Annotated in this window: 12 protein-coding genes; 6 read left to right on the plus strand and 6 right to left on the minus strand. The window is 65.5% G+C overall.

Features of this window, described 5'->3' with window-relative positions:
* Positions 1 to 232 precede the first annotated feature (232 nt).
* The 6 genes from gmd (at position 233) to KQ659_RS17780 (ending at position 7806) form a co-directional block, all read left to right on the plus strand.
* Positions 233 to 1348: a GDP-mannose 4,6-dehydratase gene (gmd, locus tag KQ659_RS17755; protein WP_216679860.1), complete on the plus strand. Its 1116-nt coding sequence runs from the start codon at positions 233 to 235 to the stop codon at positions 1346 to 1348.
* A 52-nt stretch (positions 1349 to 1400) separates the two neighbouring features.
* Positions 1401 to 2351, plus strand: a complete 951-nt coding sequence (locus tag KQ659_RS17760; RefSeq protein ID WP_216679859.1) for a GDP-L-fucose synthase family protein — start codon at positions 1401 to 1403, stop codon at positions 2349 to 2351.
* Positions 2352 to 2462: 111 nt separating this feature from the next.
* A complete protein-coding gene (locus KQ659_RS17765) occupies positions 2463 to 3671 on the plus strand; it encodes a glycosyltransferase family 61 protein (RefSeq protein WP_216688112.1) in 1209 nt (402 codons plus the stop codon).
* Positions 3672 to 3726: 55 nt separating this feature from the next.
* Positions 3727 to 4956, plus strand: coding sequence for a glycosyltransferase family 61 protein (locus tag KQ659_RS17770; protein ID WP_216679857.1), 1230 nt, complete (start codon positions 3727 to 3729; stop codon positions 4954 to 4956).
* Between the two features lie 169 nt (positions 4957 to 5125).
* The gene (locus tag KQ659_RS17775) at positions 5126 to 6133 is read left to right on the plus strand and encodes a glycosyltransferase family 2 protein (protein WP_216679856.1); all 1008 of its coding nucleotides are present in this window, start codon (positions 5126 to 5128) and stop codon (positions 6131 to 6133) included.
* A gap of 299 nt (positions 6134 to 6432) precedes the next feature.
* Positions 6433 to 7806 (plus strand): T9SS type A sorting domain-containing protein, encoded by a 1374-nt coding sequence (locus tag KQ659_RS17780; protein WP_216679855.1) that lies wholly within the window; start codon positions 6433 to 6435, stop codon positions 7804 to 7806.
* A 58-nt stretch (positions 7807 to 7864) separates the two neighbouring features.
* Here KQ659_RS17780 and KQ659_RS17785 read toward each other — a convergent pair whose 3' ends face one another.
* The 6 genes from KQ659_RS17785 to KQ659_RS17805 all read right to left on the minus strand — a co-directional run bounded on the left by KQ659_RS17785 (position 7865) and on the right by KQ659_RS17805 (position 17113).
* Positions 7865 to 8143, minus strand: a complete 279-nt coding sequence (locus KQ659_RS17785; RefSeq protein ID WP_216688111.1) for a T9SS type A sorting domain-containing protein — start codon at positions 8141 to 8143, stop codon at positions 7865 to 7867.
* Positions 8144 to 8612: 469 nt separating this feature from the next.
* The gene (locus KQ659_RS17790) at positions 8613 to 9050 is read right to left on the minus strand and encodes a hypothetical protein (RefSeq protein WP_216688110.1); all 438 of its coding nucleotides are present in this window, start codon (positions 9048 to 9050) and stop codon (positions 8613 to 8615) included.
* A 129-nt stretch (positions 9051 to 9179) separates the two neighbouring features.
* Entirely contained in the window at positions 9180 to 9302 is a 123-nt protein-coding gene (locus KQ659_RS21595) for a hypothetical protein (protein ID WP_262905500.1), read from the minus strand.
* Between the two features lie 152 nt (positions 9303 to 9454).
* Positions 9455 to 14380 (minus strand): InlB B-repeat-containing protein, encoded by a 4926-nt coding sequence (locus tag KQ659_RS17795; RefSeq protein ID WP_216688109.1) that lies wholly within the window; start codon positions 14378 to 14380, stop codon positions 9455 to 9457.
* A 106-nt stretch (positions 14381 to 14486) separates the two neighbouring features.
* Positions 14487 to 15695 carry an ATP-grasp domain-containing protein gene (locus KQ659_RS17800; protein WP_216679851.1) on the minus strand — a complete coding sequence of 403 codons (1209 nt, stop codon included), beginning with the start codon at positions 15693 to 15695 and terminating at the stop codon, positions 14487 to 14489.
* A 59-nt stretch (positions 15696 to 15754) separates the two neighbouring features.
* A complete protein-coding gene (locus tag KQ659_RS17805; protein WP_216679850.1) occupies positions 15755 to 17113 on the minus strand; it encodes an NAD(P)H-dependent oxidoreductase in 1359 nt (452 codons plus the stop codon).
* Between the last annotated feature and the right edge of the window lie 148 nt (positions 17114 to 17261).

Raw genomic sequence — 17261 nt, forward strand, 5'->3', positions numbered from 1 at the left:
TCGCGCAACGCGCACCTGCTCAAAAGCCTGGCCCCTGCGGCCAGGCTTTTTTGGTTTCGGGCCGCCCGCCCTACCCGGAAGTATACCCGGTAGTATAACAGGTTTTTTTTGTCGATAGCATATTTTAAAACATTATTAATATATGAATCTTGATATAATTTACTATCTTGCTATCACCAAGGCTATCCGAGGTATCTGAAGGTCATTTCTCCCCTAATTTTCATCGCTGCTTATGAAATGTGCATTAATTACTGGAATTACGGGCCAGGACGGGGCCTATCTGGCCGAGCTGCTGCTGGCTAAAGGGTACGAAGTGCACGGCATCAAGCGCCGCTCGTCGATGTTCAACACCGACCGCATCGACCACTTGTACCAGGACCTGCACGAGAAGGACGTACGCTTCAAGCTGCACTACGGCGACCTGTCGGACGCCACGAACCTGATTAGAATCGTGCAGGAAGTGCAGCCCGACGAGATTTACAACCTCGGGGCCATGTCACACGTCAAGGTTTCGTTCGACACGCCCGAGTACGCGGCCGATGTGGACGGGCTGGGCACGCTGCGCCTATTGGAGGCCATCCGCATTCTGGGCCTGGGCAAAAAAACCCGGCTCTATCAGGCTAGCACGTCCGAGCTGTACGGGCTGGTGCAGGAGGTGCCGCAGCGCGAGAGCACGCCCTTCTATCCGCGCTCGCCCTACGCTGTGGCCAAGCTTTATGCCTACTGGATTACGGTGAACTACCGCGAGGCCTACGGCCTGTATGCCTGCAACGGCATCCTGTTTAACCACGAAAGCCCGCGCCGGGGCGAAACCTTTGTCACGCGCAAAATTACGCGGGCCGTGGTGCGCATCGCGCTGGGCCTGCAGGACCGCCTCCACCTCGGCAACCTGAACGCCCGGCGCGACTGGGGCCACGCCAAGGACTACGTGGAGGCCATGTGGCGCATGCTGCAGCAGGACGAGCCGCGCGACTACGTGATTGCCACCGGCGTAACCACCCGGGTGCGCGAGTTTGTGCGGCTGGCTTTCGCCGAGCTGGGCGTAGAAATAGACTTTGCGGGCGAGGGCGTGGCCGAAGTGGGCTACGTGGTAGCCTGCCACAACCCCGATTTCCAGCTGCGGGCCGGCCAGGAAGTGGTGGCCGTGGACGCGGCCTACTTCCGCCCCACCGAGGTAGAGCTGCTCATCGGCGACCCCAGCCGGGCACGAGCCGAGCTGGGCTGGGTGCCCAAGTATGACCTGGCCGGCCTGGTGAGCGACATGGTGCAGAGCGACCTGACGCTGTTCCGGCGCGATACCGTGCTGCTGCAAGCCGGTCACGCCGTGCTCAACTACCACGACGAGTAGCCGGCCCCGGCCCCGTACACCCTTCCTCCGTTCCGACTTCGCTTTTTTACTCATGGAAAAGACTTCCAGCATATACATCGCCGGCCACCGGGGCATGGTGGGCTCGGCCCTGCTGCGCGAGCTCACGCGCCGGGGCTACACCAACCTCATCACCCGCACCTCGGCCGAGCTCGACCTGACCAACCAGGCCGCCGTGGCCCGCTTTTTTGCCAAAAACCGGCCCGAGTACGTGCTACTGGCCGCCGCCAAGGTGGGCGGCATCCACGCCAACAACACCCTGCGGGCCGATTTCATCTATGAAAACATCATGATTGAGGCCAACGTGCTACACGAAAGCTACCGCTGCGGCGTGCGCAAGCTGCTGTACCTGGGCTCGTCGTGCATCTACCCGAAGCTGGCCCCGCAGCCCATCCGCGAAGAGTACATCCTCACCGGCCCGCTGGAGCACACCAACGAGCCCTACGCCATTTCCAAAATCGCGGGCGTGAAGATGTGCGAGGCCTACCGCGACCAGTACGGGTGCAACTTCATCACGGTGATGCCCACCAACCTCTACGGCCCCAACGACAACTACGACCTGGAAAGCTCGCACGTGATGGCCGCCCTGCTCCGCAAGTTTGAGGAAGCCGTGCAGCACCACCGGCCCCGCGTGGACGTGTGGGGCACCGGCACCCCCCGCCGCGAGTTCCTGCACGTGGACGACCTGGCCGAGGCCTGCCTCTTCCTGATGGACCACTACGACGAAGCCGCCCCCCTGAACGTGGGCACCGGCGACGACCTGAGCATCCGTGAGCTGGCCGAGCTCATTGCCGACCTCACGGGCTTTGCCGGCGAAATCTACTTCGACTTCTCGCGGCCCGACGGCACCATGCGCAAGGTGCTCGATGTGAGCAGGATAGAGGCAATGGGCTGGCGCCACCGCATTTCGCTGCACGCCGGCCTGCGCCAGGTGCTGGCTTCGGCCGAGTGGCAGGCCGCCAACCAGGCCGTGCCCGTGCAGTAGCCGGTAGACTGGCGATAAAGGCCCGTCATGCCTCGGCGGCGCTCGGCATGACGGGCTAAACCAATACACCTCCTGACCACCATCCGCCTTCATCCTTTTTCCGCTGTGAAAATGACTGATATTCTGAACCGTGGGCAGCAGCGGGCGGGCCGCCTGCTGCGCGAGCTGCTGCCCCGCCGCCAGCACTACCGCCCCGTGGGCGTGCACCCCAGCAGCCGGGGCGTGGCCACCCGGCCCGACAGCGGGGCGCGCTACACCGAGGTGTACCCCACGCAGATATCGCACCTCAATGTGACGCCCGACCTGTATGCCCACACCACCGACTACGGCGGCCTGCATGCCAAGCCCAACCGCCTGGAGCAGACCCCGGCGGCCTTCGTGCTGGCCCTGGCCGAGGGCCGCCTGCTGGCCGACAACGCCCTGAGCGTGGCCGTCATCAGCGCCGACAACCGGCTGGTGGGCGATGCCTCGTTTCAGTACGACCCCCGGCGCTCGGACCTGGCCCGGCCCGAGAAAAACAACGTGTTTGCCCAGCGCTGGTTTTCGGAGCCGCGCCGGGTGCGCGGCACGGTGGCCAGCCTGCTGTCGGGCGGCGGGGCGGCGATGGGCAACTATTACCACTGGCTGATTGACTCGCTGCCGCGCCTGCACCTGCTGAAAAAAGCAGGTTTCTGGGACGAAATCGACTATTTTCTGGTGTACGATGGGCAGCGGCGCTTCGTGGCCGACTCGTTGCGCGCCCTGGGCATCCGGCCCGAGCAGGTGCTCGACCTGCGCACCCACCGCCACCTCGTGGCCGACCGCCTGCTGGTGACTTCGCCCGTGCGCGGCGCGGGCACCCACACCCCGCAATGGGCCTGCTCCTTCCTGCGCGACGAGCTGCGCGCCGCCGCCGCGCCCCAAACTTTCAGCCCCTACGTGTACCTAAGCCGGCGCGACGCCCCCGCCCGCCACGTTCTCAACGAGCCCGATGTGGAAGCCCTGCTGCGCCCCTACGGCTTCGAGACGCACGTGCTGGGCGACTACAGCTTTGGGCAGCAGTTGGCGCTGTTTGCCGGGGCGCGGGCCGTGGTGGCCCCCACCGGCGCGGGTCTGGCCAACCTGGTGTTTGCCCCGGCCGGCACGCCGGTGGTCGAGCTGTTCCCCAAGCACTTCACGGTAGTGGAATACCCCGAGCTGTGCTTCCGCCTGGGCCTGCCCCACCGCTACCTGGTGGCCGATGCCGCCAATGGCCCGCTCACCTCGCGCCGCGCCGGCTGGCGCGAAAATCTCACCGTGGACCTCAACGCCCTCAGCAGCTGCCTGCACCAGGTGCTGTGATGCCGGGCCAGCCCCCGTCGAGCTTAACGCTTCCCACCAGTTAACCTATCTTATTATGCAAGAACTATTTACCCGGGCCCAACGGCACACCGGCCACCTGCTGCGGGGCTTGGTGCCGCACAACGAACACCTGCGCCCCACCGGCGTGCACCCCACTGCCAAAGCCCTGGCCGAGCAGCCCGGCAGCGGCGCGCACTACGTGGAAGTATACCCCGGCTACACTTCGCACCTCACCGTGCCCGACGCGTTTGTGGCCCTGGCTCCGCCCTACTACAAGTGCATTGCCGAACGGGAAGAAGTACCAGCCGCATTCGTGCTGCTGCTGCCCGACGCCCGCATCAACGCCGACCATTTTGGCAGCCTGGCCGTGATAGCGGCCGATAATTACCTGGTGGGCGATGTGTCGCTGCAATTTTCGGCAGGCAGCTTCGCGGTGGCCCCACCGGCGGAAAACCCCATTTTCCGGCAGCGCTACTTCCGGCCGCCGGGCCAGGTTTCGGGCACGGTGTGCAGCCTGCTGTCGGGCGGCGGCACGGCCGTGGGCAATTACTACCACTGGCTGCTCGACTCGCTGCCCCGCCTGCATTTGGTGGAAGAAGCCGGGTTGTGGGACGAAATCGACTACTTCCTGATTTACAACCGCGAGCAGCACTTCGTGATGGAAACCCTGCTGGCGCTGGGCATTCGCAACGAGCAGATTATCGACCTGCAAACCACCACCCACCTGCATGCCCAACGGCTGCTGCTTACCTCGCCGGTGCGCGGCACCGGCCACCACGCCCCGCGCTGGGTGGGCGAGTTTATGAAGGATGCCTTCCGGCCCCTGGCCACCACGGCGGCGCACGCCACCCACTTCAGCCCGCTGGTGTACGTGAGCCGGCGCGATGCCTCCTTTCGGCGGGTGCGCAACGAGGCCGAGGTGGAGGACCTGCTGGCCGAATACGGCTTCGAGAGCTACGCCCTCACCGAGCTGAGCTTTCGCGAGAAGGCGGCCCTGTTTTCCGGGGCGCGGGCGGTGGTGGGACCGGTGGGCGCGGGCCTGGCCAACATTCTGTTTTGTGCCGAGGGCACGCCGCTCATCGAGCTGCTGCCCCGCAACCTGGTAGTGCCCGACTACCTCGACCTCACGGCCCGCCTGGGCATGCCGCACTATCCCATCATCTGCATGCCGGACGCGGGCTCGCGCCACCGCGCCACCGCCGACCGCCAGGACGACCTCACCGTGGACCTGAAAGCCCTGCGCCAAACCGTGGAAGCCGCCCTGCGCCAGCCGGTGAATGCGTAAACCCGGGTCTGGTCTGACCGCCCTAGGCGGTCCGACCGGTTGAAGCACCACCGATGCTCATTCGCCCAGCCCCCGCCGACAGTGCGCTGCCGACAACCGGTCGGACCACCTAGGGCGGTCGGACCGGGGCCAACGCCAGCCCAACCTCAAGCCTTCGCCCAAATTCACCATGCCATCCGTTCTGATTTCCGTCGTCAGCTGGAACAGCGCCGACGTCATCGAAGCCTGCCTGCGCTCGATACTGGCCCAAACGTATGCCGATTTTGAGGTGTGGGTGGTCGATAATGCCTCGGCTGATGATACCTGCGCCCGCGTGGCCGCCCTGGCCGCCACCGATGCCCGCGTGCACCTGCACCCGCTGCCGCGCAATACCGGCTTCTGCGGCGGCCACAACTACGCCCTCGACCGCACCATCTCGGAGGCCGTGCTGCTGGTGAACCCCGACATTGAAATGGCCGTGAGCTACCTGGACCGAGCCATGGCCACGCTGCGTGCCCACCCCGGCGCGGGCACGGTATGCGGCCTGCTGCTGCAAAACTCCGGGGCCGCCCCACGCATCGACAGCACCGGGCTGGATGCCCTGCCCGACGGCCGCTTCCGGCTGCGCCACCACGGCCAGCCGCTGGCCGAAACCGTCCTCACGGCCGGCCCGGTAGACGGGGCCGATGGCGCGCTGCCGCTCTACCACCGCGCTTTTATCGATGATTTGCGGGTGAACGGGCAGTTTTTCGACGAACGGTTTTTTGCCCACAAGGAGGACTGGGACATTGCCTGGCGGGGCCGCCTCTACGGCTGGAGCACCGTGTTTGAGCCCGCCTGCCGGGCCCTGCACCCGCGCGAGTTCCGACCCGCCGACCTGCGCCGCCGCCTGCGCCTGAATGGCACCATCAAGGCCGATGCCGTGAAAAACCAGTGGCTGCTGCTGCTCAAGAACCCGCCGGCCCGGCAGCTGCCAGGCCTGTGGCTGCGGGCATTGCCCCGGCAGCTGGGCATTCTGCTCTACTGCCTGCTGCTGGAGCGGCCCTCGCTGCGCGCCTACCGGTATGTATGGCAGCACCGGGGCGGCATCTGGGCCACGCGGGCGCTCATTCAGGCGCGGGCGGCACAGCCGGGGCCGGCGGCGCGGGTGGCGGTGGCTCCCCGGCGGCCGGCGCACGCCCCGGCCACTGCTGTTTAGCGGCGATATAAACACCTCGTTATTAGAGCAATACTCTGTTTATCAGGTCGATTTTAAACGCCTGCACAGTTGGCAGTAGCCGTGTGGGCTAGTGTAGCCAGGGCAGCACGCAGCCTGCCTGCCACTACCGGACCAATCACCTAAAAAATTTCACACTAACTAAAATAAAAATCAGAAAAATTGATATTTATTACTTAATTATATATATTATATTTGTTATAAACCATCGATTGGCAATACCCCTGGAAACCCGTGCCCGGCTGGGCCGATGAAGTACTCACTTTAACGCTTTCCGCATTATGAAAATCAAGGTCTACTTATCACTGCTAATCAGCTTTTTTGCCTGGGCAACGCCACTGCTGCCGGCTTGGGTAGCGGGTACGGGCACCACGGTGGCAGCGGCCTCCATTATCGGCTTCACGCTGGTGAATGCCGATAACAACCTGGACCTTTTCGCCCTGACGCCGGGCATCGTGATAGACCTGGCCACGCTGCCTACCCGCAACGTCAACATCCGGGCCGATACCGACCTGCCCCTGCCGGGCAGCGTGGTGTTTGCCCTAAGCGGAGCCCAAACACGCAACGCGACGGAAAATATCGTGCCCTACGCGCTGTTCAGCGATTTCCAGGGCAACTACTTCCCGTGGTCGCCGCCCGTGGGCAGCTACTCGCTGCTGGCTACCCCGTTTGATGGGCCCGATGGGACGGGGGCCGGCGGCGCGCCCCTCACGCTCAGCTTCACGGTGGTGAATTCGGTGGGCGGCATCACGGGCTTCACGCTAGTGAATGCTGATACGAATGGCGACATCCAGCCCCTGACGTCCGGCACAATCCTCACGCTGGCCACACTGCCCACCCGCAACCTGAACATTCGGGCCAATACCACACCGGCCACGGTGGGCAGCGTGGTTTTCGACCTCACCGGCCCCCAAACTCACTCGGGCATCGAAAATGTAGCTCCGTACGCGCTGTACAGCGACTTAAATGGCAACTACACCGCCTGGACCCCGGTGGGTGGCACCTACACGCTCACGGCCACGGTTTTTGATGCGCCGCAGGGCGGCGGCACCCAGGGCTCAGGGCTGACTATCAGCTTCGTAGTCGTTGCCCCGCCGTTGCCGGTGCGGCTCACGGCGTTTCTGGCCGAGCCGCTAGGGCCGGGCGCGGTGCAGCTGCACTGGAACACGACCACCGAGGAGCAGAACAAGGAATTTGTGGTGCAGCGCAGCGCCGACGGGCGGGAATTCATCGCCCTGGCCCACCTGCCCGGGCACGGCAACACCACGCTGCCGCAGGCTTATCAATACAACGACAAGCAACTGCCCGCCAACCTCACCAAGCTATACTACCGCCTGCAGCAGGTAGATGTGGATGGCACGCGCACCTACTCGCCGGTGCGGGTGGTGGCCGTGGTGCCCGGCGCGGCCCCGGCCATGCTCCAGGCCTTTGTGCCCACGCCCGCCGACGGCCAGTTGCACTACACCTTCGCCGGCCCGGCCACCGGAACCGAGGAGCTGGTGCTGTATTCCATTATGGGGCAGCGGCTGGGGCGGTATCCGCTGGCGGCTTCGGGCACCGGCACCGTGCCGGTGGCAGGGCTGGCAGCCGGCACCTACGTGCTGCACCTCGTGAACGCGGGCGGCAGCTACGCGGGGCGTTTCGTGCTGCCGTAGCGGGACCCAAGAAACAAGTAAGGCCGTCAATGACGGTTTGCGCTGATTCGCACCGACCTCACTCGCGCGCAAACGTGCGCCGTACGGGGCCGCTGGCCGTTTCCAGCTCCAGGTGGTAGAGGCCGCCGGGCAGGCCGCCCAGCTCTACGGTGGCCGGCCCGGCGGGCATATTGCCCTGGCGCAATAGCTGGCCGAGGTGGTTGTGCATGCGGTAGGCCGTAGCGGCCACCCCCGTGATGAGGAGCCGCTCCCGGGCCGGGTTGGGGTAGAGCAGCACCGGCGCTACGACCCCCGGCCCCATCGCCACCACCGGCGACAACGTGGACGTGCCGCCCACATCTACCTGCCGCAGGCGGTAGTAGAGGGCCGGCAGGGCGGCGGCATCGAGTTAGGGTATAGCTGGTGGGCTGAAACATGGTGCCGCCCCCCGGCAAGGTGGCAATGGCCCGGCCATCGGCGTTGCGCTGCACCTCGAAACGGGCATTTTGTTGTTCGCTAGCGGTGGCCCAGCGCAGGTGCACGCCGGTGGCCTGGCGCTGGGCGGCAAACGCGGTGAGCACCACGGGCAACGGTCCGGCGGGCGCGAATACCTGCTGAAACGCAATTTGCTGCAAGGCCACGGCGGCGGCGGCGGTGATGCCGAGGGCCACGGCGGCCTGCTCGGTGGGGCCAAGCAGGCGCGGGTCGAGGCTGGTGAGCTGGGCAAACAACACGAAGACGGCCAGGCAGGAGCCCCACTTGCTGGCGTGAAAATGGTCGGGGCCCCACAGATTCAGCGGGCCGGGGCTGGGATTATAGGGGTTGCGCTAGGCCACATCGGCCTGTATGGCCCGCAGCCAGGCATCGCCCACGGGGGCCACGGCGGCGAAGCACGAGTTTTGGGCAGCCAGGTAGGCATAGGCCCGGCGCAGGTCGCGCATCATGGCATCGAGGGGCAGGCCCGAGTAGGGCTGGCCGGCCGGGTAGGTCATGTCGGCCCGGGGCCAGGTCTGAAACAGGTAGACCCGGGCGGCGTGGCTGCCGGTGTGCACGGCCTGCTCGAGGCGGGTAGCGTAGGTGAGAAAACTGGCGGGCTGGCCGGTGCGGGCCACGAGCAGGGGCTGCGTGCTGCTTTCCTGAAGCACCACCTGGTCCCACGGCCCCGGCTGCACTACGACCAGGGCGTTGGTGTAGTGGTACACGAGCGAGGCACCATTCACTAATTCGATGGGGACATCATAGGGCCGGCCGGCCTGGTCGGCCATTTTTTGAAGATGCCCGGCACGCCGCCCCAGGGCCCGGGCGTGGCGGGGTCTAACTGATAGCGCGGGCTGCCGGGCGGCTGGCTGTGGTTTTCGTCGGTGATGGCGGCGGCGTTGTAGTTCAGCACCGGCTCACATGCCGTGCGTGAAGCTGTTGCCGACGAATAGAATGCGTGTTTGGGCGGTAGCCGGGCCAGCCAGCAGTGCGGCCCAGCAGCAGCTCAGCAGCCAGCAGGAGTATAAGCGGTGCGCCATATCGGGGGACTGAAGAAGAGAACTGAAACGGGCGAAAAAATCCCTCGCGGTCCGGACCGGACCGCGAGGGTAAAGAGAGTAATAGACTATCCGATTCGAGAAGAAAATCATCATTCCGATACTCCCCTGGCCGGCGATGTGCCAAGCCGCCATCACTGCCGCAGCAGCTTGAGCCGGGCGGCGGCGTGGTTATTTTCGAGGAGCAGGTAATAGAGCCCGGCGGCATTGATTTCGTGCGCGAAATCGAGGTGCTGCACCGGGGCCTCGGCCGGGAGGATGCCGGTGGCCAGCGTGGCCCCCAGGGCCGTGAGCAGGCGGTAATGCACCGCGCCCTGCAAGACCTCGGGCAGGCGCAGGAAGAAGCGGCCGTCGGCGGAGGGGTTGGGGTAGGCGGTGGCCGTCTGAACGAGGCCTGCCCGGGCGGGCGCAGCAGCCGTAGCCGCCGCGACGCGGGCCGCCTGGTTGGTCACCGTGAAGCTGATGCTGAGCGGCGTGCCGGCCGTACCGCCATTGTCGGCGGCGGTGTAGGGCGTGACGGTGAGCGTGTAGCTGCCCACCGCAATGGCCGGCGTCCAGGGGTTGTAGTCGCCGTTGGAATCGGCAAACAGCGCGTACGGAGCCAGGTTTTCGTTGTGATTCACCGACTGGGTGCCGCCGAGCACGAAGAGCACGCTGCCCACCGTGGCCGGGCTGGTATTGGCCCGAATGGTGAGGTTGGGCGTGGGCAGGGTGGCCAGGTTCAGCACCGCGCCCGTGGTCAGGGCTTGCAGGTCGAGGTCGGTATCGGCGTTTATCAGGGTGAGGCTCGTCACCTGCGGGCCATTGGCGGTGAAGATGGCGTTGATGGATTTATTGGCCGTCATTGTCACCGGGAGCGGATTGACGGTGCCGGTGGCTCCACCGCTCCAGCCGGTGAAGGCGTAGCCAGCGGCCGGCGTGGCCGTAAGCGTCACCGTGCTGCCGCTGAGATAGGTGCTTTGGTTGGGGCTTTTGGTGATGGTGCCGCTGCCAAACACAGCCGTGGTGAGCGTGTAGCTGGTGGTGGTGGCCACGAAAGTGGCCGTGATGAATTTGTTGGCCGTCATTGTTACCGACAACGGATTAGTGCTGCCCGTGGCGTCGCCGCTCCAGCCGCTGAAGGCGAAACCCGCCCCCGGCGTGGCCGTCAGGCTCACGCTGCTGCCGCTGGCGTAGGAAGCCGCATTGGGGCTTTTCGTCACCGTGCCCGTGCCCACCGTGCTGGTGGTTAGCGTGTAGCTGGTGCCGCCCGCCTGGTCAATCACGCTGAAGGCCAGCGTGAGCGGCGTACCCGCCGTGCCCCCGCCCCCGCCGCTGGTGTAGGGCGTGGCCGTGAGCGTGTAGCTGCCCACCGCCGGCGTCCAGGAATTATACACCCCGCCATTGTCCGAAAACAGCGCGTAAGGCACGACCGACTCGGTCTGGTTCTGCGTATCTGCGCCGCTGAGGGTGAATACCACGCTGCCCACGGTGCCCGGGTTGGTATTAGCCCGCACGTTCAGGTTGCGCGTGGGCAGCGTGGCCAGGTTCAGCGTCGTGCCGGCGGCAAGGGCCTGAATGTCGCCATTCGTGTCGGCGTTTATCAGCGTGTAGCTCGTCACGCTTTGCCCGGCCGGAAGGGCCGTGAAAGTGGCCGTGATGTTCTTGTTGGCCGTCATCGTCACCGATAGCGGGTTGGCCGTGCCCGAGGCATCGCCGCTCCAGCCACTGAATTGGTAGCCGGCGGCTGGCGTGGCCGTCAGGCTCACCGTGCTGCCGCTGGCGTAGGAAGCCGCATTCGGGCTTTTCGTCACCGTGCCGCTGCCTACCATGGCGGTAGTCAGGGTGTAGCTGGTGGGCGTGCCGCCGGTTTGCTGCCAGAGCTCCATGCCCGAAAAATTGGGCCAGCCGCCGGTGCTGGTGAACTGCACCGAGCCCGTGGCCGCCAGCGTCACGTTGTAGGGCCCCAGCCGGTTCCAGGTACCGGCGGGGCCGGTGCTGTAGTTACTCAGCTTAACCTGCCCGTTCAGCGAGAGGTTGATTACCTCGGGGCCACTGTCTTCCCACACGTACAGGTAGGCCTGGTACGTGCCGGCGGGCACGGCCGAGAGCGCCACGCTCAGGTCGGGGCCGAAAACAGCCTGCCGAATCATGCCCGCGCGCACGGCATCGGTGGTGGGCACCAGCGCCACGGCCTGGTTCTCGAAGGTTGAGCCGTTGGTTGAATAGTTGGCCGCCGTGGAGCCGCCCCAGGCGTTGCCATCCAGCGTGAGGGCCGGCCCGCCCAGGTTGATGGCCCGGTAGAAAGTATAGCCGCCCCCGCCCGAGGTAGCCGTGAAGGTAGCCGTGATGGATTTGTCAGCCGTCATCGTCACGGCAAGGGGGTTGGCCGTACCGCTGGCATCGCCGCTCCAGCCCGCGAAGGTGTAGCCCGCCCCCGGCGTGGCCGTGAGGCTCACCGTGCTGCCGCTGGCATAGGTAGCGGCATTGGGGTTTTTGGTCACGGTGCCGGTGCCCACCGTGGCCGTGGTGAGCGCAAACGGCCCGGGAGCGTTCGAATCCGTCACCGTGAAGTTTATGGTGAGGGGCGGGCGGGCGGTGCCGCTGCCATTGGCCCCGCTGTAGCCGGTGGCCGTGAGCTGGTAGTTGCCCACCGGCGGCGTCCAGGAGTTGTAGTCGCCGTTCACATCCAGAAACAGCGCGAAGGGCGCCGCGTTATCGGTCACGGCCTGGGTTTGCGGGCCGGTGAGGGAAAACACCATGCTGCCGGTAGTGGCCGGGTCGGCATTGGCCCGGATGTTCAGGTGGCGAGTGGGCAGCGTGGCCAGGTTGAGAATGGCCCCATTGGTCAGGGGCTGAATGTCGGCGTCGGAAGCGGCGTCGGCATCAACGAGCGTGAAGCTGGGCGTGGTGCAGTCGGGGTCGAGGCGCACCTGCTGGGTGGTCGAAAGCCCGCCGGCATCGGTCACGGTCAGGGCAATGGTATAGTAGTAGGCTTCGGCCCCGCAGCCGTAGGGGCCCACAATGGTGCTGGTTTGCCGGATGGTGTCCACGGGGTCGGGGTGCAGGTGCGTGAGGTGGTGCAGCACCGTTTGCCACTTGTAGAATAGTAGGTGGCCGCTCTGCTCATTGTCGACCACGGTGGCCCGCAGCTGGTAGGTGGTGTTGCCCGTGAGCGGGTACACTGTGCCCGCCGCCGGACTGGTAATGGTGACCTGCGGCGGGGTATTGTTGGCCGAAATCGTCAGCGAAGCCTGGTTGGTCAGGCCCTGGGAATTGGTCACGGTGAGCATGACGGTGTATTGCGTGGCGGCCGAAGTAGCCGGCGAAAACGTGTGGCTGGGGTTGGCCGCCGCGCTGGTGGCCGTGCTATCGCCGAAATTCCAGCTATAGGTGAGCGGGCTACCGTTGGGGTCGGTCGAATTGCTGCCGGTGAGCTGCACCGTGAGCGGGCCGGGGCCATAGGTTTTGTTGGACGTAGCCACCGCCACCGGCGGGCTGCCGGTAGTCACGTAGCTGATTTTGCGAATTTCCGAAGGGTAAAAGTTGACGTAGAACAGGCCCGTTTCGCTTGGGCTGGTGCCAAAAAACACCGGCACGGCCCCACTGTCCACGAAGCTGCGCACCGCGCTAGGCTGGTTGCTGCTGTTCACGGTCATGCTCTTAATCCAGCCGCCCACGTAGTCCCCAAAAAAGTAGGAGTTGGCGTACGGGGCCGGAAAGTCGCTGTAGGGATAAAACACCCCGCCCGTCACCGAATTACCCCCGAACTGCGCCCCGCTCACCGGCGAGTCCGCCGCCCCGATATTAACCGTGGTGGGCGTTTGCCCGCTGAAGGTGCCCGTGCGCGACGGCCCCGGCCCGTGGCCCCAGTCGATGAGCGGCCGGGTGTGCACAAACGTGGGAATGCTGGCCGGAATCGATTGCGACGTATTGCACGAATTAGTGAACGTAGCCGTGCCGTTCGGCGTGGCCGGCTTCAACAGGTCCTGAAAGTAGAAGAACTGCTTGGTGCAGCCGCCCGTGTTGTAGAGCGGGTTGGGCGCATCGAGGTTATACACGTTCGAGTTGGTGAACGCCGAATAGGGCGTCAGGCCCTCAAACAGCGGCCAGCCCAGGTTCACGCGGGCGCGGTCCACCACCGTTATTTCTTCCCAGGTGGAGGCACCCACCATGCCCACGTAGAGCGTGCCGGGGTTACCCTGGGCGGGGTCGGGGTTGCCGGTGCCGGGCCGCAGGCTCATGCGGAAGGGCGTGCGCAGGCCCAGGGTCCAGACTTTGGAGCGGGGCGCGCCGGGGCTGGCGGCGTCATAAAAGGGGTTGCTGGCCACACCGTTGCCGGTGGCGGGGTCCAGGCGCAGGATTTTACCACTTAGGCAGTCTACCAGCTGGGCGCGCAGGGCGCCTACGTTCTCCTTGGCGGAGATGATGCCATCGGCCAACGCCTCCGCGTAGTAGGTTTCGTTGTAGCTGCCTAAATCCGGCGCCCAGTGGGCCCCGTCACCGGTTGAGACCAGCAGCGTGCCATCGGTGCCAAACACCAGCGAGCCGGTGCAGTGGCCGTCGTGGGTCGAGGGAATGCCCGTGGACTTGGTGGCCCCGAGCAATATTTTGCGGCTGGCCGGGTTCACGGTGTAGCCCGTGCCGCTGGGCGTAGCCGTGTAGCGGGTGATGCGGCCAATGGTGGCGCTGTAGTAGTTGTTGGTCGTGGCGCTATAGCTGGCCGTGCCAAAGTTCAGCAGGTAGTGCCGGTCCACCACGTACAGCAGGTACATGTAGCCGTTGGCGTCGAAGTTCGGGTCGAGGGCGAAGCCCAGCAAGCCGTGGTCGGCCCAGGCCCCTACTTCGGGCGAAATGTCAATCAGCTGCTGGCGCTGGCCGTTCACCACCACCCAGACTTTGCCCGGCCGCTCCCACACAAACATCTTGCTGCCGCTGCTATTGAAAGTCAGCCCCACCGCCTCATTCCAGCCCGAGGAAACGGTGGTGGAAGTGAAGCCCGTGGGCGGCGTCTGGGCCTGCACCTGCGCGTTGCCTAGCAGCAGCAACGCGCAGAAAATGGCGGTAAAAATATTTTTCATAACGGAAAGGGTGCAACTGCATCGGAGGTAAGCGTGAGGTGGGTAAAAAAATGAATGGGTATCGGCGGCTGCCGCGTGGCCCGGCCATAGCCGGGGCCACGCGGGCCTAGTCCTCGTCGGTGAGGAAGCGGTAAAGCTTGGTGAGTGGGTCACCCAGAAAAGCGCCCACGCTGGTATCGCGCAGCGCAAACTGCACGTCATCGGCCCGGCGCACGCGGCGGCCGTAGCGGTACTTCAGGTAGTTGGCAAACGGGATGTAGCGTCCCTCCCGAAACGGTGCGGGGGCCACCGCCCGGCCGGCCGCCACCTGGCAGGCCAGCAGCGGAAAGTTCACGCCCGCCGCCAGTGCCGAGCCCACTACCGTGAGCCAGAAGCGGGTGTTTATTTCGATGACCTTGATTTGGCGGGCGCGGGCATCGTAGCGCAGGTCGAGGTGGGCCACGCCGTTCCAGCGCAGGGCTTTCATCAGGCGGTCTACCACGGCCAGCACAGCATCGTGGTGCACAAATTCGATGGCCTCGGTGGGCGCGTACTCGTCGCCGGTAGCCACCAGGCCCTTCTGAATGGAATGAGCAACGAGCTGCCCGTTCTGGTACAGCACGTTGCAGTCGATGTCGTAGCCCTCGATGCAGTTCTGCACAATGTAGCGGCTGCCGTCGGGCAGCGCGGCCACGGCGGCCAGCAGCGCCTCGGGCGTGGCGTAGCACACAATGCCCCGGCCGCCGGCCCCCTCAATGGGTTTCAGCAGCACCGGAAATTCGAACTGCGCCAGCTTGGCCGCCAGGTTGTGCCAGATATCCACGATGGTATCGGGCGCGGGAATGTTGTACTCCTGCATGAATACGCCCAGCAGGCCCTTGTCGGTGGCAATTTCGTAGTATGCAGCGGCCGGCAGCGGCAGCAGCGGCACGGCGGCCGCCAGCGCCGCGCGGTGCTCAATCACGAAGCGCATGCCGGCCACATCCACCGGCAGCAGCACTTCGGCCCCGGTGGCATGGGCGGCATTCTGCACGAAGGCCACGAATACCTCCGCCGGGCTCTCGGGCCCCAGCAGGTGAAACGAGCGCACGTAGTGCGAAAACTGGTACGGGCTCCGCGCATCGCGCGACAGCAGATGCGCCCGCACGCCCGGCTGCCGGCTCAGGCAAAACAGCACGGCCCCGGTGAGGCGGTACTCGCCCTCCAGCACCAGCACCGTGAGCGGAGCCGTGGCGGGGCGCGGAACGGCGGTTTTGGCCGGAGCGGCAGCGGCGGCATCCGGCCGCGCGGGTAGTTGGCCGGGGTGTTTCAAAAATTCAACCAGAGCGGGGTTCATGGCAATGAGGCTTCGGTAAAAGGGCAGAAAAAAAGGCAGCGTTAGTTGCTGGTTGATGGCTACAGGTTGGCCAGGGCAAAACCGGCGGGCACGAGCGGCGCGGTAGTGGCAGCCAGCATGGGCGGGTTGAAATAGAGCTCCTGCTCGCGGCGCAGCAGGTCGATGAGGCGGCCGGGGGGCAGCGCCACGTCGTCGTAGGTCAGCACCTGGTCTTTGGGAATGTCGCGCAGCAGGCGACAGCCCTCGGCCACGCCAATGGGCAGCAGGTTTTCGGTGCGGGCCACAGCATAGTTTTCGGCCAGCCCATACGTCATGTAATGGCCGATGCCGTCGAGCATATCGCCGGCCCGCAGGTCAATTTTAGCGGCCGTTATCACCTCTACTTTGGGCGCGCCGGCGGGGGCCAGGCAGGCATCGCCAAAGAGCACCGCCCGCGCCACCGAGTTCGGCGTTTCGAAATGGCACAGGTGGTAGGGCGTGTAGAAGCAGTACAGCGGCCCCGGCCCCAGCTTGTACAGCTTGAGGTAGTGCTGCTGAATGGGGTCGTCGTGCGTACCCAGGATGAACACGCCGGGGCCGGGCTCGGCCCCCACCACGTAGTCCACAATGCCGGGGCCGCCGTCCAGCAGGCGCTCCTGGGGGTACCATTCGGCGGCCTTGCTAATGGGCGTGCCCGGGGCCACGGTGGGGCCGTACATGCCGCGCCGAGCCACTTCCATGCCCAGCGCGTTGGCAATCACGGCCTGCTCGAAACTGATTTTGCTGCCGTCGGCGAAGCTCGTGACCATGCTCGGGTTCTGGCCCCACTGCTTCGCAAAGCCCTCCTGCGTGGTGGGGTTGCGGTAGGGGTCGTGCAGGCCCTTGATGTTACCGCACAGCACCGGCTTCACGCCCAGGCCCAGCACGAAGCGCGCCAGATTAAGGGTCACGCCGGGCTGGTCGCCGTCGCTCACGGTGTATACCACGCCGGCGCGGTCGGCGTACACTTTCAGAATGGCGCCGGCCGTGCCGTCCAGCTCGGCATTCAGCAGCACCACGTGCTTGCCGTGGCGGATGGCCTCCATCACCACCTGCGCGCCGTGCTCCACCGCCCCGGTCACCTCGATGATGGCATCGATGCCCTCGGCGCGGCTCAGCAGCAGCGCATCGTCGGTGATGGCGCGCTCGCCCCGCGCAATGCAGGCTTCCAGCGCGTGCACCGAGCTTACCTCGGTAGTGCCCAGCTCGCCGGCCTCGTGGTAGGCCCGGCGGGCCTGCCCAATGGTGCGGTTGGCAATGGCCACCAGCTCCATACCGGGCACATAGCGGCAAATTTGCAGGGCCACGCCCCGGCCCATAAAGCCCGCGCCCACCATGCCCACCCGAATGGGCTGGCCGGCCTGCTGGCGTTTCTTCAAGGCATTGTCAACGAGTATCATGATGCAGAAAGAGAGGTGAGAAAAGCAATTTGGGGGCACCAACCGGTCTGACCGCCTGGGGCGGTCAGACCGGTTGGTGCAAGCGCCATTAGGGTTCGCCCGAGCTTGCGCCGCTGGGTTGGTTCGGGGTTCGTTTGGCCGGGCGCAC

This window comes from Hymenobacter siberiensis (assembly GCF_018967865.2).
Taxonomy (GTDB): domain Bacteria; phylum Bacteroidota; class Bacteroidia; order Cytophagales; family Hymenobacteraceae; genus Hymenobacter; species Hymenobacter siberiensis.